Source organism: Pseudomonas sp. JE3303, from assembly GCF_056312565.1.
In genome coordinates this window covers 37,539-53,965 of the sequence record NZ_JBWGIF010000008.1, presented here as the reverse complement: position 1 = coordinate 53,965, position 16,427 = coordinate 37,539, and the positions used below count along the sequence as shown (strand labels likewise).

Genomic DNA, 16,427 nt, shown 5'->3' with positions numbered 1-16,427 from the left:
ACTCAGGCCGATTGCCGGGCCTGCACGGCAGTTCGGGCAAGCAGGTCGAGCACGGCGTCGCGCAGGCGCGGGTCGCACAGCAGCCGCTGGTGACCGCCTTCCTCGAGCACGATGAGGCGGCTGTCGAACCAGGCCTTGTGAATGATCGGCGCCTCGCTGGCCGGCACCAGGGGATCGTCGCTGGCGTGCACCACCAGACCGGGGAGGTCGAGCTGATAGCCGTTAACATCCAGCCGCGCGACCTGCACCCCGACGTCCCGCTCGATCTGCCGGATGAACGCTGCGCGTGCCCGCGCAGGCAGTCCCAGGCGACGGGCGAAGCCACGCAGCACGCCCAGCAACTGCGCAGGTGCCGCGATGCTGACGGCGGCGTCAGTGCGTAGCCCCCACTGCAGGGCCAGCAGTACGCTGGCGCCGCCCATCGAGTGACCAATCACCGCGCGCAGGGAGGGCAGCTCCGCCGCGGCTTCGAGCAGCGCACGGGCAAACAGCACCACATGAGCCTGCTGGCCCGGCGAGCGCCCATGGGCAGGCCCTTCCAGCGAGACCACCGTGTGCCCGGCGGCGACCAGCGTCTCGATCAGCGTAGCGAACTGGGTCGGGCGGCCTTCCCAACCGTGCATCAGCAGCACGGTCGGGCCCTGGCCCCAGCGCAACGCTGATAGCCCGAAGCGCAGGGTGATGCGCTCGGCACGCGCCAGCAACGGCAACTCCCAGGACTTGGGCGGCAGGTTTCGCGGGGTCATGAAGGCTTTGCGCATCTTGCCTGCGACGTGCTCGGGAGCTAGGTGCCCGAGGGTGCCATTGACGCCACGAATCCAGCTCAGGGTAGTCATTGCCTTACTCCAGAGTGAGGGAACTCAGATCACCGCCAACTTGGCGGCACGCAGGATACGGTCAGACAATTCGGTGCCACCCAAGGCCCGCGCCAAGGCAAGACCACCGACCATCAGCGCCAGGTCCGCAAGAACCTTGTCGATGTCGTCGGAGTGCTCGGCCAGCTGTGCAGTCATCAGGTCGATATGTTCGGCCAGAACCTCCCGAAACGCCTCTGGCAGGCGCTGCATCTCGCTGATGGCATTAGGCATCGGGCAACCCAGGTCCTGGGTGGCATCGCGGTGCTTGCGCGAGAGGTAGAAGGCGGCTATCAAGGCTCGCCGCGACGAGCCGTCGAGACTGGGATCCACCTCGGCAATCTTCGCCCGGCGCTCAGCCAGCAAATGGCGAAAAGCTTCAAGCATGAGGGCGTCCTTGCTCTCGAAGTGTGCGTAGAAGCCGCCTACTGTCAGGCCGGCTGCGCTCATCACATCGCTTACGCTGGGCTCTACAGGCCCCTGCTGCACCAGTGCATTGCACGCGGCTTGGAGAATCCGTTCACGGGTCTTGCTCTTCCTGTCGCTCATGGCCGACCTCACAAATAGAGTGCAGGCAATATTATGCTTGTAATATTTTTCGGCAAGCAGGAAACCCGACCATTGATCCGGTCAGTAAGAACGTTTGAGGGGAAAAAACAAAAGGCCCATTCAATAATCGAATGAGCCTTCAAAGTCCCGCAAATGCGGGTAAAAAATTGGCGTCCCCTAGGGGACTCGAACCCCTGTTACCGCCGTGAAAGGGCGGTGTCCTAGGCCACTAGACGAAGGGGACTTTAACCTTCGTGCAGATCCGTTTTCACGAATCTTGGCGGAATTGGTGGAGCTAAGCGGGATCGAACCGCTGACCTCCTGCATGCCATGCAGGCGCTCTCCCAGCTGAGCTATAGCCCCAGATTTCTAGCCTCGCGGCCCAGCGACATCGTTGACATCGCTTGTGTAAAACTGGCGTCCCCTAGGGGACTCGAACCCCTGTTACCGCCGTGAAAGGGCGGTGTCCTAGGCCACTAGACGAAGGGGACGAACCTTCTACCTCAAGACCCGGTTGCTGGACCCGGTCTTCTTCGTAGTCAAATCACTGACTGCGAAGCGGAATTTGGTGGAGCTAAGCGGGATCGAACCGCTGACCTCCTGCATGCCATGCAGGCGCTCTCCCAGCTGAGCTATAGCCCCACAATGTCGCTTTGAACTGATTCGCTTGGCTGGGTGCTTCGCGTTTCGTTTCGTTCATCGCTGTGGACGGGGCGCATATTAAGATCGGATTGCGGACCTGTCAAACATATTTTCGAAATTATTCGAAAAATTTTTCCCAGATAACAAACACTTACCGGGACAGGACGAGGAAAGGCCGTGTTTATCGGGCTTTTCCCCATCCCAGAGGGGCGTTGCTCCCAGAGGAGGTTACTGTCAGGCGATGGTGACCAGCAGCTTTTCCCACTCCTTGGTTTCTTTCTTCGACACGCCGCCGAGCAGGTCCAATGCCTGGCGCAGGCGGAAGCGGGTCAGGTCAGGGCCAAGGATTTCCATGGCGTCGAGCACCGACACCGAGCTCGCCTGCCCGGTAATGGCGGCGAACATCAGCGGCATGGCATCGCGCAGCTTCAGCTCCAGCGCCTCGACCACGGCCTGGATGGTGCCCGTGATACGGTCCTTTTCCCATTGGCGCAGACTTTCGAGCTTCCAGAGGATCAGCTGCAGCACCTGGCGGACCTGGTCGGGGGAAAGCTTCTTGTGTTCGAACAGCTTGGCATCGAGCTTCAACCCGCCTTCGAAGAAGAAGCCGCCCAGCGGTGCGACCTGGCTGAAGGTCTCTACCCTGCCCTGCACATGCGGGGCGATCTTCATCATGTAGTCGCGGTTGAACGCCCAGGTCTGCAGGCGGGTGGCGAACTCTTCCACCGGGAGGTCACGCAGCCACTGGCCATTGAGCCAGGATAGCTTCTCGATGTCGAAGATCGGCCCGCCCAGGGAGACGCGCGACAGATCGAAGTGCTCGACCATCTCGTCCAGGGAGAACTTCTCGCGCTCGTCCGGCATCGACCAGCCCATGCGGCCCAGGTAGTTGAGCATGGCTTCGGGCATGAAGCCCATGCGCTCGTAGAAGGTCACCGAGGTGGGGTTCTTGCGCTTGGACAGCTTGCTCTTGTCGGGGTTGCGCAGCAGCGGCATGTAGCACAGCTTGGGCTGCTCCCAGCCAAAGTACTCGTAGAGCTTGATCAGCTTGGGCGCCGACGGCAGCCACTCTTCGCCACGCAGCACATGGGTGATGCCCATCAGGTGGTCGTCGACCACGTTGGCCAGGAAGTAGGTTGGCAGGCCGTCGGTCTTCATCAGCACCTGCATGTCCATGCGGTCCCACGGGATCTCGACGTCACCGCGCAGCATGTCCGGCACCACGCAGACGCCCTCGCTCGGCACCTTCATGCGGATCACGTGAGGCTCACCAGCGGCCAGGCGGCGCTGGACTTCTTCGTCGCTCAGCAGCAGTGCACGGCCGTCATAGCGCGGGGTCTCGCCACGAGCGGTCTGCTCGGCGCGCATCTGGTCCAGCTCTTCTGCGGTGCAGAAGCAGTAGAAGGCGTGGCCTGCCTCGACCAGCTCCTTGGCGTACCGGGCGTAGATATCGCCCCGCTCGCTCTGCCGGTACGGGCCGTGCGGGCCGCCCACGTCAGGACCTTCGCTCCACTCGATGCCGAGCCAGCGCAAGGCGTCGAAGATCTGCTGTTCCGACTCGCGGGTCGAGCGCAGCTGATCGGTATCCTCGATACGCAGGATGAACTCACCGCCGTGCTGCCTGGCGAAGCAGTAGTTGAACAGGGCGATGTAGGCGGTGCCAACATGGGGGTCGCCGGTTGGCGATGGCGCGATGCGCGTGCGAACGGTGGTCATGGACGGTCTCGAACTAGGGCTGAAACAAAGGCGCGATGTTAACAGGGAGCGGGCGCCGGGCTCCAGCAATGGCGAGCGGGTGCCAAGGAGGGAACGGCCAGCCATACCCTCCCACTTGCCCCCTACCCTGCAATCAAGCGCTCGCGCAGCTTGCCAATCTCGTCGCGCAGCTGCGCCGCGGCCTCGAACTCCAGATCGCGGGCGAACTGGAACATCTTGTCCTCGAGCTGCTTGATGCGCTTGGTGATCTCACCCGGCGAGCGCAGCTCGGCTTCGTAGGCAGCGGCTTCCTCGGCCGCCTTGGCCATGCCCTTGCGCTTCTTGCTGCGCGAGCCCGGCACCGAGGCGCCTTCCAGAATATCGGTGATGTCCTTGACCACGCCCCTGGGCACGATGCCATTGGCTTCGTTGAACGCGATCTGCTTCTCGCGGCGTCGCTCGGTCTCGTCGATGGCACGCTGCATGGAGCCGGTGATGTGGTCACCGTACAGGATCGCCCGGCCATTGAGGTTACGCGCCGCGCGGCCAATGGTCTGGATCAGCGAACGCTCGGAGCGCAGGAAGCCTTCCTTGTCGGCGTCGAGGATCGCCACCAGCGACACCTCGGGCATGTCCAGGCCCTCGCGCAGCAGGTTGATGCCCACCAGCACATCGAAGGTGCCCAGGCGCAGGTCGCGGATGATCTCGACCCGCTCCACGGTGTCGATGTCCGAGTGCAGGTAGCGAACCCGTACATCGTGGTCTGCCAGGTAGTCGGTGAGGTCTTCCGACATGCGCTTGGTCAGCGTGGTGACCAGGACACGCTCCTCCAACGCCACGCGCTTGCGGATCTCGGACAGCAGGTCATCGACCTGGGTCAGCGCCGGGCGGATCTCGATCTGCGGGTCGACCAGGCCGGTGGGCCGCACCACCTGCTCGACCACCCTACCGGCATGCTCGGCCTCGTATGGCCCAGGCGTTGCTGAAACAAAGATCGTCTGCGGGCTGACGCCTTCCCATTCGTCGAAGCGCATGGGCCGGTTGTCCAGCGCCGAAGGCAGGCGAAAACCATACTCGACCAGGGTTTCCTTGCGCGAGCGGTCGCCCTTGTACATTGCCCCGACCTGCGGAACGCTGACGTGGGACTCGTCGATCACCAGCAGCGCATCGGCCGGCAGGTAGTCATAAAGGGTTGGCGGCGCCGCACCCGACGGGCGGCCGGACAGATAGCGCGAGTAGTTCTCGATGCCATTGCAATAGCCCAGTTCAAGGATCATCTCGAGGTCAAAGCGGGTCCGCTGCTCCAGCCGCTGGGCTTCCACCAGCTTGTTGCCCTGGTGCAGATACTCGAGCCGGTCCTTGAGCTCGACCTTGATGCCTTCGACCGCGTCCAGCAGGGTTTCGCGCGGGGTGACGTAGTGGCTCTTGGGATAGAAGGTGAAGCGCGGCAGCTTGCGGATCACCTCGCCGGTCAGCGGGTCGAAGGCAGCTATGTTTTCCACTTCGTCATCGAACAGCTCGATGCGGATGGCTTCGAGGTCCGACTCGGCCGGAAACACGTCGATCACATCGCCACGCACGCGGAAGGTAGCCCGGGCAAAGTCCATTTCGTTGCGGGTGTACTGCAGGTCGGCCAGGCGGCGCAGCAGGGCCCGCTGGTCGAGCTTGTCGCCACGGTCCACGTGCAGGACCATCTTCAGGTAAGTCTCGGGGCTACCCAGGCCGTAGATGCACGATACCGTGGTGACGATGATCGCATCGCGCCGCTCGAGCAGCGCCTTGGTCGCCGACAAGCGCATCTGCTCGATATGATCGTTGATCGAGGCATCCTTCTCGATGAAGGTATCGGACGATGGCACGTAGGCTTCGGGCTGGTAGTAGTCGTAATAGGAAACGAAATACTCGACGGCATTGTTCGGGAAAAACGCCTTGAACTCCCCGTAGAGCTGCGCAGCGAGGGTCTTGTTGGGCGCCAGCACCAAGGTGGGCCGCTGCACCTGGGCTATCACGTTGGCGATGCTGAACGTCTTGCCCGAACCGGTCACCCCCAGCAGCGTCTGGTGCGAAAGGCCCGCCTCGATGCCTTCGACCATCTGGCGGATCGCCTCCGGCTGGTCGCCGGCCGGCTGGAAACGGGTGACGAGCTGGAACTCGGACATGACGGACCTCGGTGCTGTGCCACGATAAATCGAGGCACTGTAAATTTAGCCAGTAGTTTATACCCGATCATGGCTATCCGGCGCCAGTTTCAAGGTCCGGGCCCGGGCATTCCTAGGTATGGACCGGTCAATTGGACTAATGCTCGAAAAATATTCCCTCGAACGGCAGTAAAACCTGCGCCAGACTGTCGCAGTCCCCGGCGGGGATCACTATACTGACTCCCCGTTTGTGCACCGCTTCAGTGCATTCGGCTGGAGCGTGCAATTCCTATCACACTCCAATCAGAGCCAAGGTAACAATGAGCCTGTTTTCCGCTGTCGAGCTGGCACCCCGCGACCCTATCCTGGGCCTCAACGAAGCATTCAACGCCGATCCCCGAACCGACAAGGTGAACCTGGGCGTTGGCGTCTACTGCAATGAGGAAGGGCGTATCCCACTGCTGCGCGCAGTGATCGAAGCCGAAACCCAGCGCGCTGCCCAGCACGCTTCCCGTGGCTACCTGCCGATCGACGGCATCGCTGCCTACGACCAGGCCGTGCAGAAACTGCTGTTCGGCGCCGAGTCGCCATTGCTGGCCGCAGGCCGCGTGGTCACCACCCAGGCGGTGGGCGGCACCGGCGCCTTGAAGATCGGTGCCGACTTCCTCAAGCAGCTCTCGCCGGACGCCGTAGTCGCCATCAGCGACCCGAGCTGGGAAAACCACCGCGCGCTGTTCGAGACGGCCGGCTTCCCTGTGCAGAACTACCGCTACTACGACGCGCCGACCAACGATGTGAATCGCGCGGGCATGCTCGAAGACCTCGAGGCGCTGCCTGCGGGCTCGATCATCGTCCTGCACGCCTGCTGCCACAACCCGACCGGTGTCGACCTGAGCCTGGCCGATTGGAATAACGTGCTTGAAGTGGTCAAGGCCAAGGGCCATGTGCCGTTCCTCGACATGGCCTACCAGGGCTTTGGTGACGGTATCGCCGAAGATGCCTTCGCCGTGCGCCTGTTCGCGGAATCCGGCCTGAGCTTCTTCGTCTCCAGCTCGTTCTCCAAGTCGTTCTCTCTGTACGGCGAGCGCGTCGGCGCATTGTCGATCGTTACCCAGTCCAAGGACGAAAGCGCCCGCGTGCTGTCCCAGGTCAAGCGCGTCATCCGCACCACCTACTCCAACCCGCCAACCCATGGCGCCAGCATTGTCGCCGCCGTGCTCAACAGCGAAGAGCTGCGCCAGATGTGGGAAGTCGAGCTGGGCGAGATGCGAGGCCGTATCCACGGCATGCGCAAGCAGATGGTCGAGCTGCTGGCCGAGTATGGCGTCAAGCGTGACTTTGGCTTCGTTGGCCGTCAGCGGGGGATGTTCTCCTACTCGGGACTCAGCATCGAACAGGTCGCCCGTCTGAAAAACGAGTTTGGTATCTATGCCCTGGACACCGGCCGCATCTGCGTCGCCACCCTCAACCAGAGCAATATCCACGGTGTTACCAAGGCCATCGTCGAAGTTCTGTAACTTGATCCAGCCAAGGGGAGGCTTGACTTCCCCTTAGCAATCAGTAAGATACGACACAGATTCCGCGATAGCTCAGTCGGTAGAGCAAATGACTGTTAATCATTGGGTCCCTGGTTCGAGTCCAGGTCGCGGAGCCAAACATTGAAAACCCCCAGTTGCGCAAGCACTGGGGGTTTTTTCGTTTCAAAGGGCAGCGTCCGACTGTCAGGGACGCCCAAGGGGATAGAATTCCCCGCCACTCCACACGCCAAGCCACTGCTCGCCGTCGATCTGCCGCAGCACCGCCAGCTCGACGAGCTGGTAGAAGACATTGCGGTGAATCAAGGCCTCCAGGTTGCCACGCATGCGCACATAGGGCGCAGGCTCCTGGGTACGCGGATCGGTTTCGACACGCAGCGGAAATGCAGCCCCGGCTTCGACCTGGTCCTCGACATTGCTGGTGAAGCGAAGGACCTGCTGCTCCCCACTGCCAAGCACCTCGAGGGCTACCGCGATGAAAGGCGCGTCATCGACCTTGATCCCGACCTTCTCGACCGGCGTAACCAGAAAGTAGTCATCGCCGTCGCGGCGGATGATGGTGGAGAACAGCCGGACCATCGGCTTGCGGCCGATCGGCGTACCTTGGTAATACCAGGTGCCGTCTCGGGCGATACGCATGTCGATGTCGCCACAGAACTCGGGGTTCCAAAGATGCACCGGTGGCAAGCCCTTGCCGGCCTTGGGAATCTGCCCCAGAAGATCATTCGCCTTTCCGGTATCCGTCATCACCCTCTCCTGTCAGCGGCTCATGCCCAAAAGGCTACGAGCGTAATCGCGCATGGGTGGGCCTAGCAAATCTTCCGGCCGGTTACCATGGAATGTCAGCAAACCGCCGCGGCTCTTGATTCGCGAGGAGTCGATCAGGTAGCGCGTACTGGTCTCGATGAGCATCATCTGGACGACACCCGAATCAAGGCCCAGGCGATCGACAGCCTGTTCGTCATACCACTCGTCACCCGTGCCGATACGGTCGTCGGTGCGTGCGTATCGGGTATACAACACATAGTGGGCGCCCAGCGAACGGGCTTGCGCAAGCGCCTCTTCAAGACCCAGCGGCCCTTGCGCACGGCGTACCAGCGGGAAGTACTCGACGAAACCGTTGTAGGCTTCTTCGGCGACCACATTGGGCCGCGGATAGGCTCCCTTGCCAGGTGGCACGAAGCTGCCTTGGCCAATGAAGATGAATGAATCGGGTTGCAGGCGCACCGACAGGGTCCGGCGGGTATCGCTATGATCGAGCAGACCGGCGTCGCTCATGTGATAACGGACCCCTTCCCCCATATCGCTGACATTCATGCAGCCACCGAGCGACACCAGCGCCAGCAGCAAGACCAGACTACGCATTCTTCCTCCACAAGCCGGCGACGGAAAACCGGCGAACAGCCCGCTGATGCAGCTTTTACGCCAACTCAGCTCATGGAGCGCTCGTCCATCGTCAGTTCGTGGGTTCTGGATCACGCTTGCGCTTGTTGCCCATGCGCACGCCGATGTCCATCAGGAACTGGAAGAACCCTTCCTGGTCCTCCAGTACATTGCTCCAGAATGGCGAGTGATACAGGGCCACGGCGCCATGTACCAGCGCCCATGCGGCGCAGTAATGGAAGTACGGAGGCACGTCCTCGAGCTTGCCCTCACTGATCCGTCCCTTGATCAGCAACGTCAGGCGGTCGAAGTTGGAGGCACGGATGCGGTGCAGCTCTTCGACCAACTCGGGCACCTGGTTACCCTTGACGACCTTTTCTTCAAGGCGGTCGAAGAGCCGGTAGCGCTGCGGATCGCGCATGCGGAACTCGAAATAGGCGCGCGACAGGGCTTCCTTGTCGCGATCGACATCGGCGGAGTGCAGCAGCTCGTTCAGGTCGCGCTCGTAGTCGAGCATAAGGCGCAGGTAGATCTCCGCCTTGGACTTGAAGTGCTTGTAGATCGTGCCTTTGCCGATGCCCACGGCATCAGCGATCATCTCGACGGTGACGCTGTCTTCACCCTGTTCGAGAAACAGCTTGAGGGCCGTATCGAGGATTTCTTGCTCGCGACGGCGAAACTCACGGACCTTACGAGGTTCTTTCTGCATAAGAAGGACTGGATGAAAATCGAAGCGGATTATTATGCCTAACTTGCGGGAAATTGCACGGATCTTCCGATCATGGCTATGTTTCATGATGAGTTCGAGCTGTTTTCGCGCCGGTGTTCACGCGTACCACCCAGCCAATGTGCGTGGCCCCGGCGCTTGCGCGACGCGGTGGCACGTTTCGACCGCGAGAACGTTTGCCTCGACCCCAGGGGCTGATTTCCACCCATCCAGGCCGATTGTCGGCGAGATATTCAATCGGATGGAAGGGAGCGTCATGCGCTGAGCGTTCCAGCAACCGGCTGCGTATTCCAAATCTGTTTAAAAAACGACCAGCCATCGGTGGCGTCATGCCGATCATGGCCGATACTTCACATGTCAGCGCCGCGCATCCCCCCATGCAGCGCGCTGATGAAGGTGCCAGGGACCGAGTACCTTTGTTTTACTCCTAATGGTCTTGACCCGGATTCACCCCCCAGAACCCGGGTTTTTTTTGCCCGGCGTTTATGCTTCCCCGCAGGCTCTATACCTTGGTATAGCCGTGTTATCTCAATGCTTGCTGGCATCCCGCAAGCGCGGATGCAAGACTTTCCCCCGCTTCCATCAGAGCTTCGCAACCCCTCGGCACGGAGGACAGTCCCATGGACCCCGATCCCCATTGGCGCCAGAGCGCGCCTGAATCACACCAGTCATTCACCTTGGTTCCATCGTATCGGGCACCGGCCTCGAGACTCCCCCCTACCTGAAGACATGAGGGGCGTCGGCGGCCGCTGCCCTGAGGCAAACCTCATGTTGACATCCAACGCTCATCCCACTCCTGCCGCCAGCGCACGCGCCTCAATGCGCAGTCTCCAGGCCATGGTCTGGACGCGGCCTGCACGCAAAGCCCGCACCGCTCCCTTCAATACGCCGAGGCCATGGTCTCGCTACGAACGCCTGTCCTTCTCGATGCTGGGCTGCACCTGGGGAATTCTCATCCTCGCCGTCAGCGCCTTGCATCTGGGCAACTACGACCTGGATACCCGCACCTCCTCCACCTCCGGCTCGCATTCCGCCTTTTACGAGACTGCCCGCGGGATGAAGCCCGACACCCTGCCCCCACGAGCGCCAATTCCAGAAGGAAACCAGCCATGACTCTGTCCTCGGCGAACGCCCATGGCTGGCTACGCATCAACAGCGCCGCCGCGCACCTGAACGAGATCCGGCAGGCCCTGGGCTTCGACATCCTTCGAACCGAAGAGCAGCTCCTTGGCCAGGATGGAACCTACAGCTATTTTCCGATCACTTTCCTGGGCCTCGAAAACGGCCGCAGGCAAGCCAGCAGGATCATCTTCGTGCTCGGCCGGCAGCAACTTGTTTCGCTGGAGCCCAACCCTGCCCCACAGGCAATCACGCTAGCCCAGGGCCGGCTTGACCACGACGCCCGCGAGGGCACAGCGCTGGCGAGTTTTGCAGTCATCCTGCAGGCGCTGAATGACGCCACCGACGAGCTGCTCGACTCGCTGAACGAAGATCTGGGCAAGGTTCTGGTACAGACAAACTCAGTGCTCAACAGCCTGGAGGCACGTGACCGGGACTTCGGGGTGAGCGATGTGGTCGCGGCCCAGCTCAGCCTGGGGGAGGTGGAGGAGTTGTTGTCAGACTGCATCGAAAGCCAGCTTCAATTGGCCCTCGCCGCTCGGCATGTGCTGTCGCGCCTCGCATGCGACGAAGCGAATCTCAAACCGCGGTATCAGACGCTCATCGCCGATATCGAGGCCGTCGAAGAGCACGTGAGCTTCGTCCACGACCGTGTCCGGCTGTTGCAGACCACCAACAACATGGCCCTGAACGTCAAGCAGAACCAGATCGTCAAGGTGTTCTCGGTGATTACCGCAGTGTTCCTGCCGGCGCTGCTCATCTCGACGTACTACAGCATGAATATTGCCAACATGCCCATTCTCCAGTGGCGGTATGGCGAACCCATGATCATCGGGCTCACGGCCGTACTGGCGGTGTTGCCACTGCTCTACGTGAAGCACCGTGGTTGGTTGCGGTAGCCGGCAGCCCGCCGACAGCCCGACCCCGGCGCTCAGCCGCATCCTTTTGGAGAAATCGACATGCACACCAATTCCAACTGCTCGACAGCAGACGCCACTACCTCGTCCCAGAAGCTGCAAGGCCTGGTCTGGAACCTCGACCTTACCCTGCGAGACGACGCCAACCAGGCCGCACAACAACGTCGCAAGGCCATCGACCAGGCCCGTGCGAGCCGCCCTCGCACGGCCCAGATCGAGCGCGAGATCATGACCGCGGTCGTCCTGCTGTACGCCCTGATCCTGGGCAGTTTCGCCGGCTTGCATGTGTATGGCGAATACGCGCTCCCGCCCCACGCTGCCTCGACCGAAATCTTCAGCGAAGGGCTAGAGCCATGACAGACCTTCAGAACTCGCCGGTGCCTGGCCACGAGCATCCAATTGCGCTGCAACAAGCCGGCTGGGTGCGCGTGCATGCAGACCGGCGCGAACAGATGGATGCGGTGCATCGCCAGCATGGACTCGACCTCTCGCTTCCACGTGGCCGCGCCGCCGCCGAAGAAGGCGACTTCATTGTCATCCCGATTGAGCTGATCATCCAGCAGGAGCAGCAGTATCTGGAGACCAGCGTACTGTTCGCGCTGAGCCAGGACGTACTGATCAGCCTTGAGCGAGACGTGTGCATCAATGCGCTGGATCATGCCGGCCAACAGCTGCTCGATGACCTGACGGCCGGCCGTGCACTCGACCCTGCCCAGATCTTGTTCAGCCTTATCGAATCACTGAACGACACCGCCCATGCGGTGATCCGCGATATTGCCGCGCGCCTGGACGAGCGCAGCGAAGCGGTGGTCATTGCCAGCGGTGGTTTCGAGACATCCAGGCGCCAGGCTGGCGTTGCCGATATCGCCGGAACCGCCATCGCACTGGGTGAAGCCGAAGAGCTGGTTGCCAAGGCCGTGGAGGGGCAGTTGATGCTTGCGAGGGCTGGACGGTGGTTACGCCGCGTCGTCAATGACGACCGTTTCGAGCAGAGCGTGCCCATGCTGCTGTCTGACATCCAGAGCCTGAGGCGGTACGCACGCTTTCAACACGACAAGATTCGCAACCTCCAACAATCGCTGATGACCACCATGGACATCAAGCAGAATCAGGTCGTCAAGGTCTTCACGGTGATTACCGCCGTGTTTACGCCACCCACCCTGGTAGCGTCCTTCTACGGTCAGAACTTCGCGCACATGCCTGAACTGGAACTGCCCTGGGGGGAATGGATGGTAATGGGCCTGACGGGGATGTTCGCGCTGTTGCCGCTGGCCTACATCAAACGCAAGGGGTGGATGCGATGAACACGATAAACCAGTTGCCCGCATGGCAGCGGCTGCACGTTGCTGATCCCCAGGCGCTCGAAGACCTGGGCCTGCTCCACGGCGTTGACCTGATCCCCGAGCGTATCGCGCGGACAGGCACGACCCTGCGTATACGCTGCGCACGGCTCAAGGACGACCAGGTATTGGTGACCGACCTATTGTGGCATCAGGGAGGCGACGCCGATCCGCTGTTCACGGTCGAGACCGGACACCGGGTGTTACGCCCCGGCCAGGCATTCGAGCGAGTCCAGGCCCAGGGGTTGTCACCTTCCAGCTCCCAGTCGATCGCGCTGGTCCTGTTGCAGCAATTGCTCGGCCAGACCGGCATGGTGCTGGAACGTATCGACCAGGGCCTGTCCATCTCCATGTCCTTCATTCGGGCCTTCCAACTGAATGTGGGCACCGAGCGGACGCGAGGCACTGAGGACCTGGTGGATGTCGATGGCCAGATGTCGGCGTTCGACCAGCCACTATCCTTTGTCCTGCAGTCGCTCGACGATATCGAACGCGCTGCGCTGAGACTACGGCGGCAGGTGTCCCAGTCCTCAGGAGCAAGCATGCAGGACCTCGACGACCTGGTCGCACATATCGAGGGGGTGCAGCGCCGTGCACGCTTCATGCTTGAACGGCAAAGGTTTCATTGGCGGGCCGCTGGCGAGACGGTAGCGATGAGCGACTTGAATGTCACGAAGGTATTCAGTGTGCTGTGGGCCGCGTTCATCCCCGGTACCGCGCTGATCAACTGGTATGGGCAAAATTTCCAGGTGATGCCAGAGCTGTCCTGGGAGGGCTCACTGTGGACACAACTGTTCGCGGTGCTGGTGCTGACCGCAGTGCCGGTGCTGATGGTCAAGCATTCCGGGGCCTTGCGGTGACACGCCCATGGCCTGCTGCTCATCGCCTCGGACCGCAGAGGTTTTTCAAGGTGTGTGTGGCGCACTTCAGCGCGCCCACCCCATGGTAGCCTCGCGCTTACAGGGCCGGCCCCGGCCTGAGCCGGGGCCAGCCTGCGGATCTCCCAGATACCTGATGAACTGATGAAAACGCAACGCATGCCCACGACATCAGCCTACAGCCAGGCGCTTCGGCTCGCGCTCATGGTGGGAGTGATGGCCGCGATCTTCTACATCGACAGCACCACGAGCTACGAAATCGCAGTGTCGGTGTTCTACGCCGGTGTGATCCTAACCGCCGTGCCTATCCTCAGCCGCAAGTCCGTGATGACTTTGAGCGCCGCCTGCATCTTCATTACGCTGCTCAGCTTTGCCATCACCGTGCGGGGCGACTATCGCGCCGGCCTGGTCAACATGACCATCAGCATTGTCTCGATCCTCATCACCGCCCATCTTGTGCTGAAGATGGAAGCGGCCCGCGCCGCCGCCCATGATGCCCAAGCACACCTATTGCGCATCTCCAGGGTCAAGAGTCTCGAAGGCCTGACCACTTCGATCGCTCACGAGGTCAACCAGCCGCTCGCCGCAATCGTGACCAGCGGCAATGCGTGCCAGCGCTGGCTGGATCAAGATCCTCCCAACCTCGACAAGGCGCGCCTGGCCCTGCACCGTATCCTCGGCGATGCGACCCGTGCCAGCAATATCATTGCCCGGGTTCGCAGCCTGACCCAGGGCGAACCACCACAGCGTCTGGCATTTGATTTCAACGAGGCGGCCAGGGAGGTCGTCGCCTTGTCGAGAAATGAACTGGCACGGGCTGGAATTGTGCTTGAGGCCGAGCTTGGTCCTGAGCTACCGCTTGCGCTGGCCGACCGGATACAGGTGCAGCAAGTGATCGGCAATCTGCTGCTCAATGCGATCGAAGCCACGGCGCCGGTTCCAGCTGGCAGCCGTACCATCAAGCTTGCCTCGGCCCGCGAACAGGCCATGATCGTATTCAGCGTCTGCGACTCGGGCACAGGACTCGCCGAGGCTGACCGTGATCGTCTGTTCGAGGCCTTCTGGACGACCAAGGCGCAAGGTATCGGCGTTGGGCTGAGCATCAGCCGAACGATCGTCGAAGCCAACGGCGGTCATATCTCGGCAAGGCCGAATGAAAGCGCGGGCGCGCTTTTCTGGTTCAGCGTGCCGACTCTGGACGAGGAGCCTGCATGACAACCCCTCCCACCATCCCCGCACAGCCTGTTGTCTACGTGATCGATGACGACAGCTCCATGCGCGCGGCGCTGGAAGACCTGCTGGCTTCGGTCGGCCTGACGGTACGTGCATTCGCCTCCACGAGGGCGTTTCTTGCCAGGCCGATCGAGCAGGCGCCGGGTTGCCTGATACTGGATGTGCGCATGCCTGAGCAAAGCGGCATGGATTTTCACCGCCAGATGCTCGGGATGGGCATTGAACTGCCGGTAGTCTTCATCACCGGGCATGGTGATATCGCCATGGGCGTGACCGCTATCAAGCGCGGCGCCGTCGAGTTCCTGACCAAGCCGTTTCGTGATCAGGATCTGCTCGATGCCATCCATCAGGGACTTGAACAGGACCGCGAGCGCCGCGAGTGCAATGCGGCCGCCGCGTTGCTGCGAGGCCGCTGGATGTCGTTGACCGAAGGGGAACGGGACGTGGTACGACTCGTGGTGCAGGGCTTGCTGAACAAGCAGGTCGCCGCGCTGCTGAACCTGAGCGAAATCACCGTGAAGGTGCGCCGGGGCCATGCCATGCGCAAGATGCAAGTGCAGTCGCTGGCGGCCCTGGTGCGAGCTACCGAGAAACTGGAGTGTTCACTCGTGCCAACGGGAACAGGCGCTTGAAGTTGGCCGTGGTCTGCTCGGCCAACTGCTCGTAGCGCTCGCCGCGGACCAAGGCTACGAACTCCGCCACTTCGCGGACATATTCGGGCAGGTTGGGCTTGCCCCGGTACGGAATAGGCGCCAGGTAAGGCGAATCCGTTTCAACCAGCAAGCGGTCCGCCGGTACCTGACGCGCCACGTCACGCAGCGCCTCTGCGTTACGGAAGGTCACGATGCCCGACAGGGAGATGTAGTAGCCCAGGTCCAGCGCGGCTTTGGCCATGTCCCAGTCCTCAGTGAAACAATGCAGGACGCCGGCCTGGGGCAGGTTTGCCTCACGCAGCAAGGCCAGGGTATCCGCCCGCGCTGCACGGGTATGCACGATCACTGGCTTGCCGGTAATGCGCGAAGCTTCCAGGTGCAGTCGGAAGGATGCCTGTTGCAGCGCGGCAGCCTCGGGCTCGTAGTGGTAGTCCAGGCCGGTTTCGCCAATCGCCACCACATGTGGATGGGACAACTCCTGCAATAGCCACTCCAGCGCTGGGGCCTCCCCCGGCGCAAGGTCCAACGGATGCACGCCCACCGAGCAGTCGACATCGACGTAGCGGTCGCTCAAGGCCTTGACCGCGCCGGCATTCTCGGCGCTGACGCCTATGCACAGGAAATGCCCGACACCACGCGCACGGGCCGCCTGCAGGGCAGCATCGAGGGATCCCTGGTGGGCGGTCAGGTCAAGACGGTCAAGGTGGCAATGGGAATCTACAAGCATGGGCTTACGGCACGTGTTGAAAATGGAGAATGACCGG

General features: G+C 61.8%; 16 protein-coding genes and 5 tRNA genes. 9 read left to right on the top strand and 12 right to left on the bottom strand.

Features of this window, described 5'->3' with window-relative positions; translation table 11 throughout:
- Positions 1-2 precede the first annotated feature (2 nt).
- From AC0ZZU_RS12850 to uvrB, 8 genes are all read right to left on the bottom strand, one after another.
- Positions 3-836, bottom strand: a complete 834-nt coding sequence (locus tag AC0ZZU_RS12850; protein ID WP_476341146.1) for an alpha/beta hydrolase — start codon at positions 834-836, stop codon at positions 3-5.
- Positions 837-860: 24 nt separating this feature from the next.
- Positions 861-1,403 carry a TetR/AcrR family transcriptional regulator gene (locus AC0ZZU_RS12845; protein ID WP_476341144.1) on the bottom strand — a complete coding sequence of 181 codons (543 nt, stop codon included), beginning with the start codon at positions 1,401-1,403 and terminating at the stop codon, positions 861-863.
- 168 nt (positions 1,404-1,571) lie between these two features.
- A tRNA-Glu gene (locus AC0ZZU_RS12840) sits at positions 1,572-1,647 on the bottom strand.
- Positions 1,648-1,690: 43 nt separating this feature from the next.
- Positions 1,691-1,766, bottom strand: a tRNA-Ala gene (locus AC0ZZU_RS12835).
- Between the two features lie 52 nt (positions 1,767-1,818).
- Positions 1,819-1,894 (bottom strand) — tRNA-Glu (locus tag AC0ZZU_RS12830).
- 75 nt (positions 1,895-1,969) lie between these two features.
- Positions 1,970-2,045, bottom strand: a tRNA-Ala gene (locus tag AC0ZZU_RS12825).
- Positions 2,046-2,279: 234 nt separating this feature from the next.
- Positions 2,280-3,761: a glutamate--tRNA ligase gene (gltX, locus tag AC0ZZU_RS12820; RefSeq protein ID WP_476341143.1), complete on the bottom strand. Its 1,482-nt coding sequence runs from the start codon at positions 3,759-3,761 to the stop codon at positions 2,280-2,282.
- 122 nt (positions 3,762-3,883) lie between these two features.
- A complete protein-coding gene (gene uvrB / locus AC0ZZU_RS12815; RefSeq protein WP_476341141.1) occupies positions 3,884-5,899 on the bottom strand; it encodes an excinuclease ABC subunit UvrB in 2,016 nt (671 codons plus the stop codon).
- A 299-nt stretch (positions 5,900-6,198) separates the two neighbouring features.
- Between uvrB and AC0ZZU_RS12810 the strand changes: the two genes are divergently transcribed.
- The gene (locus AC0ZZU_RS12810; RefSeq protein ID WP_476341139.1) at positions 6,199-7,395 is read left to right on the top strand and encodes an amino acid aminotransferase; all 1,197 of its coding nucleotides are present in this window, start codon (positions 6,199-6,201) and stop codon (positions 7,393-7,395) included.
- A gap of 61 nt (positions 7,396-7,456) precedes the next feature.
- Positions 7,457-7,532: transfer RNA gene (locus AC0ZZU_RS12805), tRNA-Asn, on the top strand.
- Positions 7,533-7,599: 67 nt separating this feature from the next.
- Here AC0ZZU_RS12805 and AC0ZZU_RS12800 read toward each other — a convergent pair.
- The 3 genes from AC0ZZU_RS12800 to AC0ZZU_RS12790 all read right to left on the bottom strand — a co-directional run bounded on the left by AC0ZZU_RS12800 (position 7,600) and on the right by AC0ZZU_RS12790 (position 9,505).
- On the bottom strand, positions 7,600-8,160 hold the full coding sequence (locus AC0ZZU_RS12800) for a DUF1285 domain-containing protein (RefSeq protein WP_476341137.1): 561 nt from the start codon (positions 8,158-8,160) through the stop codon (positions 7,600-7,602).
- 12 nt (positions 8,161-8,172) lie between these two features.
- Positions 8,173-8,778 carry a DUF4823 domain-containing protein gene (locus tag AC0ZZU_RS12795; protein WP_476341135.1) on the bottom strand — a complete coding sequence of 202 codons (606 nt, stop codon included), beginning with the start codon at positions 8,776-8,778 and terminating at the stop codon, positions 8,173-8,175.
- Between the two features lie 91 nt (positions 8,779-8,869).
- Positions 8,870-9,505, bottom strand: coding sequence for a TetR/AcrR family transcriptional regulator (locus AC0ZZU_RS12790; protein ID WP_476341133.1), 636 nt, complete (start codon positions 9,503-9,505; stop codon positions 8,870-8,872).
- A gap of 786 nt (positions 9,506-10,291) precedes the next feature.
- Between AC0ZZU_RS12790 and AC0ZZU_RS12785 the strand changes: the two genes are divergently transcribed.
- From AC0ZZU_RS12785 to AC0ZZU_RS12755, 7 genes are all read left to right on the top strand, one after another.
- Positions 10,292-10,636, top strand: a complete 345-nt coding sequence (locus AC0ZZU_RS12785; RefSeq protein WP_476341131.1) for a hypothetical protein — start codon at positions 10,292-10,294, stop codon at positions 10,634-10,636.
- Positions 10,633-11,541 carry a CorA family divalent cation transporter gene (locus AC0ZZU_RS12780; protein ID WP_476341129.1) on the top strand — a complete coding sequence of 303 codons (909 nt, stop codon included), beginning with the start codon at positions 10,633-10,635 and terminating at the stop codon, positions 11,539-11,541. Before AC0ZZU_RS12785 ends, AC0ZZU_RS12780 begins: the two co-directional genes overlap by 4 nt.
- A 60-nt stretch (positions 11,542-11,601) precedes the next feature.
- The gene (locus AC0ZZU_RS12775; RefSeq protein ID WP_476341127.1) at positions 11,602-11,916 is read left to right on the top strand and encodes a hypothetical protein; all 315 of its coding nucleotides are present in this window, start codon (positions 11,602-11,604) and stop codon (positions 11,914-11,916) included.
- A complete protein-coding gene (locus AC0ZZU_RS12770) occupies positions 11,913-12,863 on the top strand; it encodes a CorA family divalent cation transporter (protein WP_476341126.1) in 951 nt (316 codons plus the stop codon). Before AC0ZZU_RS12775 ends, AC0ZZU_RS12770 begins: the two co-directional genes overlap by 4 nt.
- On the top strand, positions 12,860-13,759 hold the full coding sequence (locus AC0ZZU_RS12765) for a CorA family divalent cation transporter (RefSeq protein WP_476341124.1): 900 nt from the start codon (positions 12,860-12,862) through the stop codon (positions 13,757-13,759). The genes AC0ZZU_RS12770 and AC0ZZU_RS12765 overlap by 4 nt, the downstream gene beginning before the upstream one ends.
- Before the next feature lie 177 nt (positions 13,760-13,936).
- Positions 13,937-14,992: a sensor histidine kinase gene (locus AC0ZZU_RS12760; RefSeq protein ID WP_476341123.1), complete on the top strand. Its 1,056-nt coding sequence runs from the start codon at positions 13,937-13,939 to the stop codon at positions 14,990-14,992.
- Positions 14,989-15,642, top strand: coding sequence for a response regulator transcription factor (locus tag AC0ZZU_RS12755; protein WP_476341121.1), 654 nt, complete (start codon positions 14,989-14,991; stop codon positions 15,640-15,642). The genes AC0ZZU_RS12760 and AC0ZZU_RS12755 overlap by 4 nt, the downstream gene beginning before the upstream one ends.
- Here AC0ZZU_RS12755 and AC0ZZU_RS12750 read toward each other — a convergent pair.
- Entirely contained in the window at positions 15,593-16,390 is a 798-nt protein-coding gene (locus AC0ZZU_RS12750; RefSeq protein ID WP_476341120.1) for a TatD family hydrolase, read from the bottom strand. The genes AC0ZZU_RS12755 and AC0ZZU_RS12750 overlap by 50 nt on opposite strands.
- Positions 16,391-16,427 lie beyond the last annotated feature (37 nt).

What these genes read in the sequence shown, in the direction of transcription:
- AC0ZZU_RS12790 (WP_476341133.1), bottom strand. Translation starts at nt 9,505, where the DNA reads ATGCAGAAAGAACCTCGTAAGGTCCGTGAGTTTCGCCGTCGCGAGCAA.
- AC0ZZU_RS12845 (WP_476341144.1), bottom strand. Translation starts at nt 1,403, where the DNA reads ATGAGCGACAGGAAGAGCAAGACCCGTGAACGGATTCTCCAAGCCGCG.
- AC0ZZU_RS12780 (WP_476341129.1), top strand. Translation starts at nt 10,633, where the DNA reads ATGACTCTGTCCTCGGCGAACGCCCATGGCTGGCTACGCATCAACAGC.
- AC0ZZU_RS12795 (WP_476341135.1), bottom strand. Translation starts at nt 8,778, where the DNA reads ATGCGTAGTCTGGTCTTGCTGCTGGCGCTGGTGTCGCTCGGTGGCTGC.
- AC0ZZU_RS12800 (WP_476341137.1), bottom strand. Translation starts at nt 8,160, where the DNA reads ATGACGGATACCGGAAAGGCGAATGATCTTCTGGGGCAGATTCCCAAG.
- AC0ZZU_RS12775 (WP_476341127.1), top strand. Translation starts at nt 11,602, where the DNA reads ATGCACACCAATTCCAACTGCTCGACAGCAGACGCCACTACCTCGTCC.
- AC0ZZU_RS12850 (WP_476341146.1), bottom strand. Translation starts at nt 836, where the DNA reads ATGACTACCCTGAGCTGGATTCGTGGCGTCAATGGCACCCTCGGGCAC.
- AC0ZZU_RS12770 (WP_476341126.1), top strand. Translation starts at nt 11,913, where the DNA reads ATGACAGACCTTCAGAACTCGCCGGTGCCTGGCCACGAGCATCCAATT.
- uvrB (WP_476341141.1), bottom strand. Translation starts at nt 5,899, where the DNA reads ATGTCCGAGTTCCAGCTCGTCACCCGTTTCCAGCCGGCCGGCGACCAG.
- gltX (WP_476341143.1), bottom strand. Translation starts at nt 3,761, where the DNA reads ATGACCACCGTTCGCACGCGCATCGCGCCATCGCCAACCGGCGACCCC.
- AC0ZZU_RS12810 (WP_476341139.1), top strand. Translation starts at nt 6,199, where the DNA reads ATGAGCCTGTTTTCCGCTGTCGAGCTGGCACCCCGCGACCCTATCCTG.
- AC0ZZU_RS12785 (WP_476341131.1), top strand. Translation starts at nt 10,292, where the DNA reads ATGTTGACATCCAACGCTCATCCCACTCCTGCCGCCAGCGCACGCGCC.
- AC0ZZU_RS12755 (WP_476341121.1), top strand. Translation starts at nt 14,989, where the DNA reads ATGACAACCCCTCCCACCATCCCCGCACAGCCTGTTGTCTACGTGATC.
- AC0ZZU_RS12750 (WP_476341120.1), bottom strand. Translation starts at nt 16,390, where the DNA reads ATGCTTGTAGATTCCCATTGCCACCTTGACCGTCTTGACCTGACCGCC.
- AC0ZZU_RS12765 (WP_476341124.1), top strand. Translation starts at nt 12,860, where the DNA reads ATGAACACGATAAACCAGTTGCCCGCATGGCAGCGGCTGCACGTTGCT.
- AC0ZZU_RS12760 (WP_476341123.1), top strand. Translation starts at nt 13,937, where the DNA reads ATGCCCACGACATCAGCCTACAGCCAGGCGCTTCGGCTCGCGCTCATG.